Raw genomic sequence first — 14754 nt, forward strand, 5'->3', positions numbered from 1 at the left:
CCGGAAAACACAGACCATCCCGGCATCAATCAGCGAGTGGCGCGGCCATCCCTGCCCTAGGGTTCCGCCCTAGAGGGCAGCGCGCAGAAACCCAATATTCCTGGAAGGGCCAGAGCCATGCCATCCGATACGCTCCCCAGCCTCGACGCTCTCATCGCTCCCGTGAAGGAGGCCCAACGCGTCTACGCTGGGTACTCCCAGGAGAAGGTCGATCGGATCTTCCGCGCCGCCGCGCTCGCGGCAAATAACGCCCGCATCAAGCTCGCCAAACTCGCCGTCGAAGAAACCGGCATGGGCGTGATGGAAGACAAGGTGGTCAAGAACCACTTCGCGTCGGAGTACATCTACAACAAGTACAAGGACGAGAAGACCTGCGGCATCCTCTCCGAGGAGCCGGAGTATGGCACGCTGACGATCGCCGAGCCGATCGGCCTCATCTGCGGCATCGTCCCGACGACCAACCCGACATCGACAGCCATTTTCAAGGCACTCATCAGCCTGAAGACGAGAAACGGCATCATCTTCTCGCCGCATCCACGCGCGCGCCGCGCGACCTGCGAAGCGGCCCGCATCGTGCTCGAGGCAGCGGTCGCAGCCGGCGCGCCCGAGAACATCATCGGCTGGCTCGAAGAGCCGACGGTCGAGCTCTCGAACGCGCTGATGCGCCACAAAGACATCAACCTCATTCTCGCGACCGGCGGGCCGGGCATGGTCAAGGCGGCCTATTCCTCTGGCAAGCCCGCAATCGGCGTCGGCGCCGGCAATACGCCGGCCGTCATCGACGAATTCGCCGACATCAAGCGCGCCGTCGCCTCCATTCTCATGTCGAAGACGTTCGACAACGGCGTCATCTGCGCCTCGGAGCAATCGGCGATCGTCGTCGATGAGGTCTATGACGCGGTGCGTGCGCGCTTTGCCAAGCATGGCGGCTACATTCTCTCGCCCGACGAGACCGATGCGGTCCGCCATGTCATCATGCCGAACGGTACGCTGAATGCGCGTATCGTCGGCCAGTCGGCGGCCGCCATCGCCGAAATGGCCGGTTTCTCGGTGCCACCCTTCACCAAAGTTCTGATCGGCGAAGTGAGGGACGTGAGCGAGGCGGAAGTCTTCGCCCATGAGAAGCTGTCACCGACGCTGGCGCTCTACCGCGCCAAGGATTTTGGCCATGCCTGCGATATCGCGGCTGAGCTGGTCGCGCTCGGCGGCATCGGTCACACCTCGGTTCTCTATACAGAGCAGGACCAGCAGGAAGAGCGCATCCACCAATTCGGCGACCGCATGAAGACGGCGCGCATCCTGATCAACTCACCGTCTTCGCAGGGCGGGATAGGCGATCTCTACAATTTCCGGCTGGCACCGTCGCTGACACTCGGCTGCGGCTCTTGGGGCGGCAATTCCATCTCGGAGAATGTCGGTCCCCAGCATCTCATGAACAAGAAAACCGTGGCGAAGCGAGCGGAAAACATGCTCTGGCACAAGCTCCCGAAATCCATCTACTTCCGCCGCGGCAGCCTGCCTTTCGCGCTCGAAGAGTTGCGGGGGCACAAGCGCTGCCTGATCGTCACCGACAAGTTCCTGTTCGAAAGCGGTGCCGTCAGCGAAACCATCGGCCTCCTCAAGAATCTGGGCCTCGAGGTCGAGGTGTTTTACGAGGTCAACGCCGATCCGACGCTCGAGACGGTGCGCAAGGCGACCGCGCTCGCCAATGCCTTCAAGCCGGACGTGATCCTTGCGCAGGGCGGTGGTTCGCCGATGGATGCGGCGAAGATCATGTGGGTGATGTACGAGCACCCCGACGTCGCCTTCGAAGAACTCGCGCTGCGCTTCATGGATATCCGCAAGCGCATCTACAAATTCCCGAAAATGGGTATCAAAGCGCAGTTCGTCGCGGTGCCGACGACCTCGGGCACCGGCTCTGAAGTCACCCCCTTCGCCGTCGTCACCGACGAGAAAACGGGCATCAAATACCCGATCGCCGATTATGAACTCACGCCCAACATGGCGATCGTCGACCCCAATCTCGTCATGACCATGCCGAAATCGCTGACGGCGGCCGGCGGCATCGATGCGGTGACGCACGCACTCGAATCCTACGTTTCCGTGCTGGCGAACGAATATAGCGACGGCCAGGGGCTCCAGGCCCTCAAGCTCCTCAAAGACTATCTGCCGTCGGCCTATCGCAATGGACACGAAGATCCGAAGGCGCGCGAACAGGTGCACAATGCCGCGACGATCGCCGGCATCGCGTTTGCCAACGCCTTCCTCGGCGTATGCCATTCCATGGCGCACAAGATCGGTGCGGAATTCCATATTCCGCATGGTATCGCCAACGCGCTCCTGATCTCGAATGTCATCCGCTACAACTCGGCCGACATTCCGACCAAGCAGACGGCCTTCAGTCAGTACGATCGCCCGAAAGGCGTCGCACGCTATGCGCAGATCGCCCGCCATCTCGGCCTTTCCGGCGAGCGCGACCACGAGCGGGTGCAGAGCCTCATCGTCTGGGTGGACGAGCTGAAGGAGGCGCTGGAGATCCCGGGCAGCATTCAGGCCTTTGGCGTCAAGGAGGCGGACTTCCTCGACAAGGTGGACAGCCTCGCCGAGGCGGCCTTCGACGACCAATGCACCACCGCCAACCCGCGCTTTCCGCTTGTCAGCGAGCTGAAGCAGCTCCTCCTCGACAGCTATTACGGCCGGGCTTGGGTCGAGCCATCGCTCGAAGCTGAAGACCAGACGCAGGCTTCCTCCCCGGCCTCTCTTGCCGCCGAATGACGGCGCATTGGCGGGTCCGCACTCACCCCTCCTCCCGAAGAGAGCGGACCCGCCAAATCAATTCCGACGCCAGGTCAGTCCGGACGGCTGTCGCCGCAGGACAGAAGGAACGAGACGATGAGCAAGAGCTTGATGTGGACCGCCAAGGACGCGCGGGGCCTCACGGTTCAGTGCCTCTTCAATGAAGATGCTCGCAGCTACGAGATGACCGTCTCGGCCCAATCCGCCCGGGCATGTCGCAGCGAGGCCTTTCTGGCGAGCACCGAGCCCGTCTTCGGCATGGATCCGAACGACAGGGCGCTGTCGGTGCAGGTCGCAGACCGGCTCATGCACGACGCCGCGCGCTCGCTCGGCGATTTCTGACGACACGCTGACGACTTTGCGGACCGTGTCGTCAGTCCCGCAACCCGCCGTTTTCCTTCAAGAGGGCTTTGCTGCGTTCCACGCGCTCATGCAGGGTTTTCCCCTTGCGCAGAGCCACGCAGATGGAGAGCGCATCTCCCAAAACGAGATGGCTGATACGGGAGGTGAGCGGCGAGTAGACGTCGTATTCCTCCGCGACGTCAGTCAGAAGGCTCACGGTCGCGAGGCGGGCCAGCGGAGAATCGGAGCGGGTCAGCGCCACGACATCGGCGCCGACCGTCAGCGCGTTCTGCACGCTGTCCAGAATATCGCGTGTGCGCCCGGAATTGGACACGGCCACGACCGCGTCACCCGGTGCGAGCGACAGCGACGAAATGAAATACACATGCGGATCGCAATAGGCGACAGTCGGCATTCCGAGCCGGAAGAAGCGGCGCTGAACATCCTCCGCGATGGTGCCGGAATTGCCCGAGCCGTAGAACTCGATGCGCCGCGCCGACGCCAGAATGTCCGCGGCCTTGTCGAGCATCGAAGCGGAGAGATTGTTGCGCACGCCGATCAGCGTGTTGATGGTGCGATCGAAGACTTTTCCGGCGATGCCGCTCGCACCGTCATCGGGAAGCACATCCTGATCGAGAAACGGCATTCCGCCGGCGATATCCTGCGCCAGCTTGATCTTGAACTCGCGAAATCCCTTGCAGCCGAGCGCGGAACAGAAGCGCGCCACCGTCGGCTCGCTCACCTCCGAACGGCGCGCCACTTCGGCCATCGACAGATTGATGACCTCGCCAGGATGCGAGAGCACGAAGTCCGCCAGCTTGCGCTCCGACGGCCGGATCTGATCCTTGACCGAGGTGATTCTTCCCAACATCTCCGCCCTCTTTTGTTGCGTCAGGCGGCGAAAGCGGTCATCCGTGACGGGGGCCAGCACAGACAAGCCCTGCGTGGTACGCATGACAGCATGCTACACACCGCAAATCCGATCTGGATTAAGACTAACGTTCTGACAGTTTTATGTTTTTACCCTTGGGGAAAATTCGAGCGAGCTACGATTCTCGCTCTTTCGCCCTTCAACCATGCCCATTTGTGTAGTAAAACTACAGAAAGTCAACGGTTCGTGAAACGGATCCAATCCAACCGGCGGAACCATCAGAAATATGATAGGTTCATGCCACAGCGCCCTTTTCCCAAGGAGTGACAATGAACGCCATAGTGATGTCCTCTCGCGTCGATCTCAACGACTTCCCGACGACGAACGACCCGTGGCGTGGCTTCAAGCCCGGCGCGTGGCAGCACGAAGTCAACCTCCGCGACTTCATCCTCGACAATATCACGCCTTACGAGGGCGATGCCTCCTTCCTTAGCGGCTCGACCAAACGGACGAAAGCGCTCTGGGACAAGGTCGCCGAGCTCCTGAAAGAGGAGCGCGCCTCCAAGGGCGGCGTTCTCGACGCCGACACCGAGGTGGTTTCCTCCATCACCGCGCATGGCGCGGGCTACATCGACCGCGATCTGGAAGTCGTCTTCGGACTGCAGACAGACAAGCCGCTGAAGCGCGGGATCATGCCGTTCGGCGGCTGGCGCATGGTCGTCAAGGGCCTGGAAGCCTATGGCTTTACGCCCTCGCCCAAGCTCAAAGAGGTGTTTCCGAGCCTCCGCAAGACGCACAATGACGGCGTCTTCGACGTTTACACCGATGAAATCCTGCGCTGCCGCAAGTCCGGTCTCATCACCGGTCTTCCGGATGCCTACGGGCGCGGACGTATCATAGGAGATTACAGGCGTGTCGCCCTCTACGGCGTCGACCGCCTCATCGCCGACAAGCAGGAGCAGATGACCTCGTTGGAGGTGAGCCCGCTCGATTCCGATATTCTCCAGCTGCGCGAGGAAATCGCCGAGCAGATCAAGGCGCTCAACGAACTCAAGGAGATGGGTACGGTCTACGGCTACGATCTTTCCCAGCCGGCAACGAATGCGCGCGAAGCGGTGCAGTGGACCTATTTTGCCTATCTGGCCGTCGTGAAGGAAGCCAATGGCGCGGCCATGTCGCTCGGCCGGGTATCGAGCTTCCTCGACATCTATATTCAGCGCGACCTCTCAGAGGGCACCCTCACGGAAGCCCAGGCGCAGGAACTCATCGACCAGTTTGTTATCAAGCTGCGTCTCGTCCGCTTCCTGCGCACACCGGAATATGACGCCCTGTTCTCGGGCGACCCAACCTGGGTCACCGAAGTTCTCGGCGGCATGGCTCTCGACGGCTCGACGCTCGTCACGCGCACGAGCTTCCGTATGCTGCAGACGCTGCACAACCTCGGCCCCGCGCCGGAGCCCAATCTCACGGTCCTCTGGTCGGAGAAGCTGCCCAAGGGCTTCAAGGAATTCTGCGCCGAGACGTCCATCAAGACGTGCTCGCTGCAATATGAAAACGACGATCTGATGCGGCCGTATTACGGCGACGATTACGGCATCGCTTGCTGTGTCTCGGCCATGCAGATCGGCAAGCAGATGCAGTTCTTCGGCGCCCGCGCCAACCTGGCGAAGGCCCTGCTTTACGCCATCAATGGCGGCCGCGACGAGAAGTCCGGCGTCCAGGTCGTGCCGGCTTTCGCCCCCATCACGACTGACGTCCTCGACTACGACACGGTGGTGGAGAAGTTTCTGCCGATGCTGGAATGGCTGGCGCGGGTTTATGTCAACGCGCTCAACGCCATCCACTACATGCACGACAAGTACATGTATGAGCGCCTCGAGATGGCGCTGCACGACCGTGACGTGCTTCGCACCATGGCCTGCGGCATCGCCGGTCTTTCCGTCGTGGCGGACAGCCTGTCGGCCATCAAGCACACCAAGGTGAAGGTCATCCGCGACGAGCGCGGGCTTGCCACCGATTTCGAGATCGACGGCGAATATCCGACCTTCGGCAACAACGATGCACGCGTCGACGACATCGCCTCCTGGGTGGTCGAAACCTTCATGGGCATTCTGCGTCAGCAGAAGGCCTATCGCGGGGCGACGCCGACACAGTCGGTTCTGACCATCACGTCCAATGTCGTCTACGGCAAGAAGACGGGCTCGACCCCGGACGGGCGCAAAGCCGGCGAGCCTTTCGCCCCGGGTGCCAACCCGATGCATGGCCGTGACAGCAAGGGCGCCCTCGCCTCCATGGCGAGCGTCGCGAAGCTGCCGTACGAACATGCCCAGGACGGCATTTCCTACACCTTCACGATCGTTCCATCCGCACTCGGGCCGACCGAGGACGAGCGGACGGAAAATCTGGTCGGGATGCTCGATGGCTATGTGGCGGCCGGCGGTCACCACATGAACGTCAACGTCTTCGACCAGCAGACGCTGCTGCACGCGATGGATCATCCAGAGCTCTATCCGCAGCTCACCATCCGCGTGTCGGGCTATGCCGTGAACTTCATCAAGCTGACCAGGGAGCAGCAGCTTGACGTCATCAGTCGCACGTTCCACCAGCGCCACTGATCTCGTTCAGGAAGTGACGCAGAGCGAAGCACCCGAGGCCGCAGCGACGCCCTGCGTCAAAGGCTGGGTGCATTCGCTCGAAACGGGCGGCACGCTCGACGGGCCGGGCCTGCGTTACGTGCTGTTTCTTTCCGGCTGCCCTTTGCGCTGCTGCTACTGCCACAACCCGGACACGTGGCACATGCGCAAGGGAAAGCTGCAGAGTTCGGACGACATCGCGGCGGAGATCGCCTCCTTCGCACCCTTCCTGAAGCGAGGACGTGGCGGCGTCACCTTGACGGGTGGCGAACCGCTCGTGCAGCCCGAATTCTGCCGGGCGATCCTGCGGGCATCGAAAGAACTCGGCCTGCACACAGCGCTCGACACGTCGGGCTTCCTGGGCGCGCGGGCCGATGACGCGTTTCTGAAAGATGTCGACCTCGTTCTCCTCGACATCAAGGCGTTCTCAGAAGCCACCTATCGCAACGTCACGGGCGTTCGTTTGCGTCCGACGCTCGATTTCGCCGAGCGGCTCTCCGCCATGAAGAAGCCGGTGTGGCTTCGCTATGTCCTCGTGCCGGATTTCACCGACAATACGACGGAGATCGAAGCCCTCGCCCGCTATGTGGCGGATCTCAAGAATGTCGAGCGGGTCGACGTTCTGCCCTATCACGATCTCGGCGCCTACAAATGGCCCCGGCTGGACAAGGCCTATCGTCTGGCGGGGACGCAGCCGCCAAAGCTCGAAGAAACGGAGCGGGTGCGCAACATTTTCCGCGGGCGGGGTCTTCTCGCGACCTAAAGGAACTGAGCGCGGCGCATCCTTTGCCCGGCTTCTCGCTCTGAAGGCGGACCTCCCCGTTAAGCCATCCGCGATCTGACGACAGCTCTGCCCGTGTTCGAGCGATGCTTGTGCCAACTCATTGGCGCCATCGCTTCGGCACGAGTTGGCGTATGCCATTCAACCCCATCGCCTCGGCTTGCACCTGCACACAATCGTTTCTTCGGCCATACAAAAACCCTCCCGCCGCGGTCTGCGACGGGAGGGCAAAGTCGTTCGGGTGCGTTCGTCCCTAGCTTAGTAGGGCAGCGGCACCAGATCGAAGAAGCCGATCGACAGCAGGAAATTCACTGCGAGGGTCAACGTCGCGATCGTCGTCGCCGGCGGATCAAAGTGCGTATCGCCGTGATCGTGGAAGAGCCGGGCGAAGAATTCGCCGAGCAGCGCACCAAGCACGCCAACGACCGCAGCCCACAGCAGGCTACCCGACCCCGCAGCCGCCAGAGCCGCCGGCAGAGCCATATGGTGGGTGACCGGAACTGAGACGCCAAACTGAAGGAAAATCAGCGAAGCGGCAGAGATGCCGAAGGCAAGGAAGCATCCGGCGCCACCGTAGAGATCGCCCAGATAGCCGCCGAAGATGCCGACACCCAGGCCGATCACGACCAACTGTCCAAGCGTGCTCTGGAAGGGCAGCCAGCGATCGGCCTCCCCCGGATTCCAGCGCGTCGTGCCCTCTTTGGGCGTACCGAACAGACCGGCTTTGCCGAACATGAGGCGGGTAACGATGGCGCTGATGACGACCGTCAGAGCGACCGTATCCGTCCAGGCGAGCCCTTCGCCGAAAGCCGGCACGAGAGCAAGATAGTACTGGACGATGTAACCGAAGATACCGAATGCGCCGCCGACGAGGAGCACGTCCGGCGCCTTAAGACCCATCATCCCGGCAAGAATGTTCTTGCCCGAATCGAACTTGCCGCGGCGCGCGGCATAGGCTGCTGCGGCGACACCTGAGGCAAAGCCGCCGACATGGGGTCCGAAGGCACCAAACGGCAGACCGAAGAAATCGGTCGCCTCTGGCGCAACACCGAGCTGCACCGCCACACCGATCATCACGAGGAAGCCAACCATCTCGAACGCCGGCAAGGCGCCGATGGCAGCTCCAAATATCCCCCCGCCAAATGCGGCAATTATTCCTAGGACCGTCATTTTGCCCTCCAAGAGGTCGTCACTGTTTCACAAGATCCAAGCCTTGGCCAAAAGTCGAAGCACGAATGAAGCTGCCGCCACTTGCCATACCGAGCTCCATAAGATGTACTTTGCTTCTCAATCCCCCGCCGGCCTGCAGTTTTTGGGAAAATCTTCCCCGCTCCGCCGTTTCCGGCAGATTTCTTTGTTTCAGATTCCGATTTGGCTTCCCAGCTTTAAGGCGGAAGCCTCTGCGCACCGTCCGCGCACGCCGATGGCGTGGCGTCCGGGGCCCGTTGCCAGCCCTCGCGCGGAGGGCTGGCAATGGTTGCAAGACGGTTCAGCGAGCGGGCGCCTTTGTGCCCCAGCCCCGGTCGCGATGCCCTTCATCGGGCGGAAGCGATGCCGTTCTCGCATGCATTTTCGCAGTCGTATCTAGAGCGAGAACGCCCCGACGAGCGCACAGCGGCGAACACGCGTGAAGGTGCGCACGGTCGCAATGCCCTCGCCGGTCCGCCCAGCGATGGTGAAGCCCGTATGACCCTCGCCGCCGATACCGATACCGGCATAAGAGGGAGCGTTCTTGACGTAGATCGTCGTGTTGATCGCCCTGCCGAACTCGCTCATGTGATAGACGTCGGAGGAATGGATGATGGCCGAGTGACGGTTGCCGCCTTCGAGCTCCACGGCGACATCCACCGCTTCCTTGAAGTTGCCGACGCGCACGACGCCGAGAACCGGGATCATCAGCTCGTGGACGACGAACGGATGCTTCCGGTCGGTCTCCACGATGATGGCGCGGATGTCGTCGCCCGCATCAATGCCGAGCTCGCGAAGGATGACGTTGGCGTTCTGGCCGATCATCTTCGGCGCACCACCCGTCCGCTTTTCATTGAGCACGATGCGCTCAAGTTCCGGCAGCCGGTCTGCCCCGAGCACGACGGCATTCTCGCAGCGACCGAAGGCCGCCATAAGGTTGTCGGCAATGCCGGAGGTCGCGATGACTTCCTTCTCGGCGATGCAAGGCAGGTTGTTGTCGAAGGAATGGCCGGCGATGATTTCGCGGGCGGCCTTCGCCGGATCGGCGCTGTTGTCGACCAAGACCGGCGGGTTGCCTGCAGCTGCACCGATCACGCGCTTGCCGCTCGTCATCGCCTCACTCACGACGCCGGTGCCACCCGTGATGCACAAGATCGCAATCTTCGGATGGCGCATCAGGCCCTGAACCACCTTGAGATCGACGGAGCTCGTCGTCACGCAGGTGTTGGCCGGGCCGCCGGCCTTCTCCACGGCCTCGTTGATGAGGTCGATGCAGTGCAGCGAGGTCTTCAGGGCACGCGGATGCGGCGCAAAATACACTGTGTTGCCAGCCGCCAGCATGCTGATCGCATTGTTAAGCAACGTAGCCGTGGGATTGGTGGTCGGCGTCACGGCGAGGATCGTGCCAAACGGCGCCGGCTCCTCGGTCGACAGGCCAAAATCACCGACCATGGCGTTGGTCGGCAGGCCTTCCACACCGGGCGTCTTTTCGGCGATCGCCAGGTGCTTCTTCACCTTATCCTCGACGCGGCCCATGCGGCTCTCGGAAACCGCCATCTGGGCCAGCTCCTGCGCATGTTCGATCGTCACTTCGCGCAACGCATCAACGATCGCCTTGCGTTTGGCGAGGCTGACACGCCGGAACTCCGTATTGGCTCGCTCGACGGCAAGGATGGCATCGTCCGCATTCGCGAAGACGCCACGTTGGCCCGTCGTGACCGGCTGCGGCCGGAGAGCGGAGCTGTCAGCATCCGGCCGTCCACCCATCTCACCGAGAACCCGGCGAACAATCTCGCTGATTGTGTTGTCTTCTACAGCCATAGCGTGTCTTTTCCTTTCACAGAATTCTCAAAGCGCCGCGACCATCGCGCGGGCCACATCGATATCTTCCTCGACGGATCCTCCGCTCACCCCGACTGCGCCGACGACGCGGCCACCGCGCTCAAGAGGCAGTCCCCCGCCGACCAGCGTGAAGTTCGGAATGTTGCTGTCGATGCCGAACAGCGGACCCCCGGGCTGCGAGAGTTTGGCGATCTCATGGGTCGCCGTCCGCACGGCGGCGGCCGTATAGGCTTTGTTCGGCGCAAGCTTCAGGCTCACGCCCAGAGACCCCTTCATACGGCGCAGCTCGATCAGATCTCCTGCCGCGTCGACGACGACCAGCACCATCGGTACGGAAATGGCGTCCGCGCGGGCCATCCCGGCCTCCACCAGGCGGTCACAATCTGACAGGCAGAGTTCCGTCATCGTCCCCTCCTCAGGTTCGGCCGTGCTTTTCTTGATCTGCTTGGTGACTTCACGAACGACCGCACGCTGCTCGTCGATGCGTGCCGCCATATAAAGATAGTCAGACAAGCGATTGAAATACTTGAAGAGGACCGGATTGATCTCTTCTTCCCTGCCGAGCGCGATGAGGCGGCGCTCGCCGCGGCGCACGAAGGTGCGGGCCATGTCGAGGGCTGCTGCGGCTTGTGTTCCGCCAGGCGTCACGAAGCCCCTCTGGGGGACCCGCTCTTCCTGGTAAGCGTCGATCAGTTTCTCGAGACGCTCCACCTGGTGCGGCTCGACCCGGTAGACTTTGCCTTTGCGCGGCTTGTCGGGATCAAAGCCGGAAGCGACCTCTGCCATCACGTCGATCAGCTCGCGCTGCAGGCAGTGGAGGTCGCCGCGCAACTCGTCATCCTCACAGGATGCGCGTCCAAGGCCCATCGCCGACGTGGCCTCGTCGAGTGTTCCGTAAACTTCCACCCGCAGGCTGTCCTTGGAGACCCGCAGGCCGCCGAGAAGCGAGGTTTCGCCCTTGTCTCCGCCTTTGGTGTAGACGCTCATGACCGCACATCCACTGTGTCGACGATGCCGACGACAGCCGCGTCGACAGGGCTCGGTTTGTCCAGTTTGACGCGCGCCGCACCGCCGGTGACGTAGAGAACCGTGTCGCTGCCGCCGGCACCGACCAGGTCGATGGCGACGATGCGAGAGCCGTCCGAGACCTCCAGGACGAGGAGCTTGTAGCCGACGAGCGCGTCGTCCTTCCGCGTGGCGACGACAGTTCCGATTACCGTTGCAAGTTGCATGTCAGTCGTCCTTTGCTGTCAGACCGCTACGAGCTTGAGATGCAGGCGCTCGACAGCATCGCGGGCCTGGGCCGTCAAAGCCTGCCCCGGCGCGAGGCTGATCGAAGAGCCGGGTGCAAGACCCAAGAGCTCGTTGGCAGTCACGAATTTCGAGGCCGGCGTCACCGCGTTCGATATCCGAGCGGCGACCGGCGCCGAGGGCTGCGGAACCGTGGCGGCGCCCCCTGTCAGTTGGGGCGAGGTCACGAGACGCCGCTCCATCCGCATCAGGAAATCCTGCTTGTCGACCATTTCCGCGCCGAACGCCGCGAGCCGCGCGAGGTATTCCTGCAGAAGCGACCAGAGGACAGGCGAACCATCGGGCCTTGAACCCATGACCTCGCCGCGCTTGTCGGCAGGGTCGGCTCCGTTGCGAATGGCAATGACCGGCTTGCCCGCGAGAAGGACGCCCAGGAAGAGCGTCGTTGCGGGAGAATCCATCAGGCCAAGAGCCAATCGGCCGGCGAGATTCATCGTCAGACACGGCACGAGGAGCAGATCGCACTCCTTGATCAGCTCCGGCACGTCGAGCCAGGGGTCGTAAGGAAGGATCGTCTTCGCTCCCTCCTGGCGAACGAGATCTTCGGTCAGGACATGCTGGGCGCCCGGCGTCATCAGCACTTTGAGCTCGTGCTTGGAGGCGCTCAGGCGGCGGATGCCTTCGCGCGCGGCGTAAAAGCCGCTCGCCGCGCCGCTCAGCAGCATGACGACGCGCCGCGGCGAGGTGTCGAGCGTCTCGCCCTCGAGCTGCGCCATCACCCTGGCGACGACCATGTCGGCGATTGCCTCGTCCATCGCCCTCTCCCTTCAGCCTCCTCAACGCGGAATGATGAGGGTGCACATCTGGCCGGTCCGGATGCCGGCCGCATTCGCCTCGTCCGTGTCGACGTGGAGTTCGGTGCGCCAACCGGCCTTCACCCGCACGAAGATGCCGTGCAGCGTCGTGGGCTTCGGACCGTCGACACGCAGATCGAGAAGATCACCAGCCTTGACACGAAGCTCGCGGGCAACATCGTCGCTGAGGTGAATGTGACGCCGTGCCTGGAAGGCACCACCGCCCTTACCGCCCGGCAGGCGCACGGTGCCCCGCGGACCAACGAGCGTCACGGGCTGCGTGCCCTCTTCGCTGCCTTCGGTGCGCACCGGCAGTTTCAAGCCGATATTGGTGGCATCCGTCTGCGCGAGTTCGACCTGCGAGAACGCCCTGGTCGGGCCGAGGACACGGACCTTTTCGATCGCCCGCTTCGGACCGACAACGATCAGCTGCTCTTTCGCGGCGAAATAGCCCTTCTGATAGAGCTCATTATAGACCTGCAGGTCGTAGCCTTCGCCGAAGAGCACCTTCACGTGTTCGTCGCAGAGATGGATGTGGCGGACGGACACGCCGGTGTAGACCGGCAGTTCGAGATTGCCGTTGCGGATGACCGGCTTCGTCGGCGTTTCGCTTTGGATAGCCTCAGGCTTGGGCGCCTCAGCCTTGGGCGGCTCGGTCTTGGCCGCAGCCGGTGGTGCACTCGCCGTCGACTTAGCCGCTTCCGCTTGCGAAAGGCGCCGGATCACTTCTTTGGTGACCCCATCGATCGTTTCGGCGGTGATTTCCATCGAGATACTCCTCAGTCGCGCCTTCGGCGCGGTCTTCTTCGTCCGTTCCAATCGTCGGCGACGCGGTCTTCACCGATCGTCAGTACTTCCTTCTGGAGCGCCGTCCCTTGCGGGGGCGGCCGCTCGAGGCTGCCGGCTCACCGGTCGCATTCGTCTCGCCCGCCTCAGCATCCGAGGTGTCGTCGGCCTCTTCGTCATCCGCTTCGTCGGATGCTTCATCGTTGCTTTCGACCGCTGTCTCGGCTGCAGCATCCTCTTGCGGGGCTGCATCGGCTGCGGCGGACGTCTCGACCTCGGAGGCTTCTTCAGCGACCGGCGCGGTCACCTCCGAAGCCTTGGGTTGGTCGTCTTCGGCGTCGCTTTCGCCTTCGGCGCTGTCCTCGGAACCGGCGGCTTCGGAGCTCGCCTCTTCCGGTGCAGCTTCAGCGGCGGCAGGCTCTGCCGCCGGCGTCTCTGGGGCGGCCTCGCTCGGCGCCTCCGACTTCGGCTTGCCGCCGGCCTGCAGGATCAGGCTTTCGAGCGTGTCGTGCGGACGCGGAATGATCAGTTGACCATCGATCCGGCCGACCTTCTCACCGGCCGCCGTTCCAGCCGCCACCGCCGCGCGGATCGCACCGACGTCTCCCGCCAGCTTGATGGTGATCCGTCCACCGCCTTTCGCGGTCTCGGAGCCGAGCAGCACGACATTGGCGGATTTCACCGCCGCGTCCGCCGCCGCGATTGCAGTCGGCAGGCCAATGGCCTCGATCAATCCCAGAGCCTTCAGCGCCATTGTGTTCCTCGTTCTTTTATGATCGCCACGACGATCTTGACGATCTTGCGTATCTCGGCCTCGCTCAGAGCAAGCTGCGAAGCGGCCTCACCGGCCGTCGGTCTCGCTGTCTCAGCCGCGTGTTGATTTGTGCAGGTCCGCGCGGCGCTGCCTTCGGCGCGCGCCTGGCCTTGTGCCGGCATGCCGCCGCCGTTGCCGTCCCACGACGCGGCCGCCGTCTTGGCCGGTGCGGATGCGGCCGATCGTGCCGCCGCCCGCCGTTCGGAGGCCGGCCGAACCTGCTCGTCGACATCCTCGACCGCGTCTTCGAAGAGTAGCGGAAGCCGTGCGACCATGCGGGCCGCATTGGCGCCGGCCCGGCGACATACGGCTTCGGATTTGCCTTCGTAGGGAATCGTCAGGACCGGCTTCTCGGGCGGCATGTGCCGTTCGTGCAGAACGATCGCGTCGGCGCCGATCGCGACACCGATATCGATCCGCGAGCTGATCGCGGCCGCATAGGCCGCATCCACGACGTCTCCGGAAGCGGCCTCGGCAAGCTTGGTCGGGACGCCCTCTTCCTCAGCGCCGATCAAAACCCAGTCGTAAAGCGACGGCGCTGCGCCGCGGACGACCGCGACATTGATGGTGGGACGTTCGGACTTCTCGGCCATAGC

Annotated in this window: 13 protein-coding genes; 4 read left to right on the forward strand and 9 right to left on the reverse strand. The window is 63.0% G+C overall.

The window, feature by feature from the left end; translation table 11 throughout:
• The first annotated feature begins 117 nt into the window (after nt 1–117).
• Both adhE and BLP76_RS13340 read left to right on the forward strand, forming a co-directional pair.
• On the forward strand, nt 118–2775 hold the full coding sequence (gene adhE, locus BLP76_RS13335; RefSeq protein WP_092814108.1) for a bifunctional acetaldehyde-CoA/alcohol dehydrogenase: 2658 nt from the start codon (nt 118–120) through the stop codon (nt 2773–2775).
• A 117-nt stretch (nt 2776–2892) separates the two neighbouring features.
• Nucleotides 2893–3138, forward strand: coding sequence for a hypothetical protein (locus tag BLP76_RS13340; protein WP_092814111.1), 246 nt, complete (start codon nt 2893–2895; stop codon nt 3136–3138).
• Nucleotides 3139–3169: 31 nt separating this feature from the next.
• On the opposite strand, the gene BLP76_RS13345 is transcribed toward BLP76_RS13340, so the two are convergent.
• Nucleotides 3170–4009: a MurR/RpiR family transcriptional regulator gene (locus tag BLP76_RS13345; protein WP_092814364.1), complete on the reverse strand. Its 840-nt coding sequence runs from the start codon at nt 4007–4009 to the stop codon at nt 3170–3172.
• 329 nt (nt 4010–4338) lie between these two features.
• Between BLP76_RS13345 and pflB the strand changes: the two genes are divergently transcribed.
• Both pflB and pflA read left to right on the forward strand, forming a co-directional pair.
• Nucleotides 4339–6624 (forward strand): formate C-acetyltransferase, encoded by a 2286-nt coding sequence (gene pflB / locus BLP76_RS13350; RefSeq protein WP_092814114.1) that lies wholly within the window; start codon nt 4339–4341, stop codon nt 6622–6624.
• A complete protein-coding gene (gene pflA / locus BLP76_RS13355) occupies nt 6587–7405 on the forward strand; it encodes a pyruvate formate-lyase-activating protein (RefSeq protein WP_207145372.1) in 819 nt (272 codons plus the stop codon). Before pflB ends, pflA begins: the two co-directional genes overlap by 38 nt.
• Before the next feature lie 276 nt (nt 7406–7681).
• Here the strand turns inward: pflA and BLP76_RS13360 are convergent, their stop codons facing one another.
• From BLP76_RS13360 to BLP76_RS13395, 8 genes are all read right to left on the reverse strand, one after another.
• Nucleotides 7682–8593: a DUF7973 family transport facilitator gene (locus tag BLP76_RS13360; protein WP_092814367.1), complete on the reverse strand. Its 912-nt coding sequence runs from the start codon at nt 8591–8593 to the stop codon at nt 7682–7684.
• 414 nt (nt 8594–9007) lie between these two features.
• Complete coding sequence (locus BLP76_RS13365; RefSeq protein ID WP_092814120.1) at nt 9008–10432, reverse strand: aldehyde dehydrogenase family protein; 1425 nt, start codon at nt 10430–10432, stop codon at nt 9008–9010.
• 27 nt (nt 10433–10459) lie between these two features.
• A complete protein-coding gene (locus BLP76_RS13370) occupies nt 10460–11440 on the reverse strand; it encodes a cob(I)yrinic acid a,c-diamide adenosyltransferase (RefSeq protein WP_092814123.1) in 981 nt (326 codons plus the stop codon).
• Complete coding sequence (locus BLP76_RS13375) at nt 11437–11685, reverse strand: EutN/CcmL family microcompartment protein (protein ID WP_092814126.1); 249 nt, start codon at nt 11683–11685, stop codon at nt 11437–11439. Before BLP76_RS13375 ends, BLP76_RS13370 begins: the two co-directional genes overlap by 4 nt.
• An 18-nt stretch (nt 11686–11703) precedes the next feature.
• Complete coding sequence (locus BLP76_RS13380) at nt 11704–12519, reverse strand: flavoprotein (protein ID WP_092814129.1); 816 nt, start codon at nt 12517–12519, stop codon at nt 11704–11706.
• A 21-nt stretch (nt 12520–12540) separates the two neighbouring features.
• Entirely contained in the window at nt 12541–13326 is a 786-nt protein-coding gene (locus BLP76_RS13385; protein ID WP_092814132.1) for a PduL/EutD family phosphate acyltransferase, read from the reverse strand.
• Nucleotides 13327–13405: 79 nt separating this feature from the next.
• Entirely contained in the window at nt 13406–14098 is a 693-nt protein-coding gene (locus BLP76_RS13390) for a BMC domain-containing protein (RefSeq protein WP_092814135.1), read from the reverse strand.
• Nucleotides 14089–14751 (reverse strand): glycerol dehydratase reactivase beta/small subunit family protein, encoded by a 663-nt coding sequence (locus BLP76_RS13395; RefSeq protein WP_092814138.1) that lies wholly within the window; start codon nt 14749–14751, stop codon nt 14089–14091. The genes BLP76_RS13390 and BLP76_RS13395 overlap by 10 nt, the downstream gene beginning before the upstream one ends.
• Between the last annotated feature and the right edge of the window lie 3 nt (nt 14752–14754).

Origin of the sequence: Afifella marina DSM 2698, from assembly GCF_900102695.1 — a bacterium.
In the GTDB taxonomy this organism is placed as follows: domain Bacteria; phylum Pseudomonadota; class Alphaproteobacteria; order Rhizobiales; family Afifellaceae; genus Afifella; species Afifella marina.

Coding starts and splice junctions, on each gene's coding strand:
- BLP76_RS13380 (WP_092814129.1), bottom strand. CDS start 12,519: ATGGACGAGGCAATCGCCGACATGGTCGTCGCCAGGGTGATGGCGCAG.
- BLP76_RS13395 (WP_092814138.1), bottom strand. CDS start 14,751: ATGGCCGAGAAGTCCGAACGTCCCACCATCAATGTCGCGGTCGTCCGC.
- BLP76_RS13345 (WP_092814364.1), bottom strand. CDS start 4,009: ATGTTGGGAAGAATCACCTCGGTCAAGGATCAGATCCGGCCGTCGGAG.
- BLP76_RS13360 (WP_092814367.1), bottom strand. CDS start 8,593: ATGACGGTCCTAGGAATAATTGCCGCATTTGGCGGGGGGATATTTGGA.
- BLP76_RS13390 (WP_092814135.1), bottom strand. CDS start 14,098: ATGGCGCTGAAGGCTCTGGGATTGATCGAGGCCATTGGCCTGCCGACT.
- BLP76_RS13365 (WP_092814120.1), bottom strand. CDS start 10,432: ATGGCTGTAGAAGACAACACAATCAGCGAGATTGTTCGCCGGGTTCTC.
- BLP76_RS13375 (WP_092814126.1), bottom strand. CDS start 11,685: ATGCAACTTGCAACGGTAATCGGAACTGTCGTCGCCACGCGGAAGGAC.
- BLP76_RS13340 (WP_092814111.1), top strand. CDS start 2,893: ATGAGCAAGAGCTTGATGTGGACCGCCAAGGACGCGCGGGGCCTCACG.
- BLP76_RS13385 (WP_092814132.1), bottom strand. CDS start 13,326: ATGGAAATCACCGCCGAAACGATCGATGGGGTCACCAAAGAAGTGATC.
- pflB (WP_092814114.1), top strand. CDS start 4,339: ATGAACGCCATAGTGATGTCCTCTCGCGTCGATCTCAACGACTTCCCG.
- BLP76_RS13370 (WP_092814123.1), bottom strand. CDS start 11,440: ATGAGCGTCTACACCAAAGGCGGAGACAAGGGCGAAACCTCGCTTCTC.
- adhE (WP_092814108.1), top strand. CDS start 118: ATGCCATCCGATACGCTCCCCAGCCTCGACGCTCTCATCGCTCCCGTG.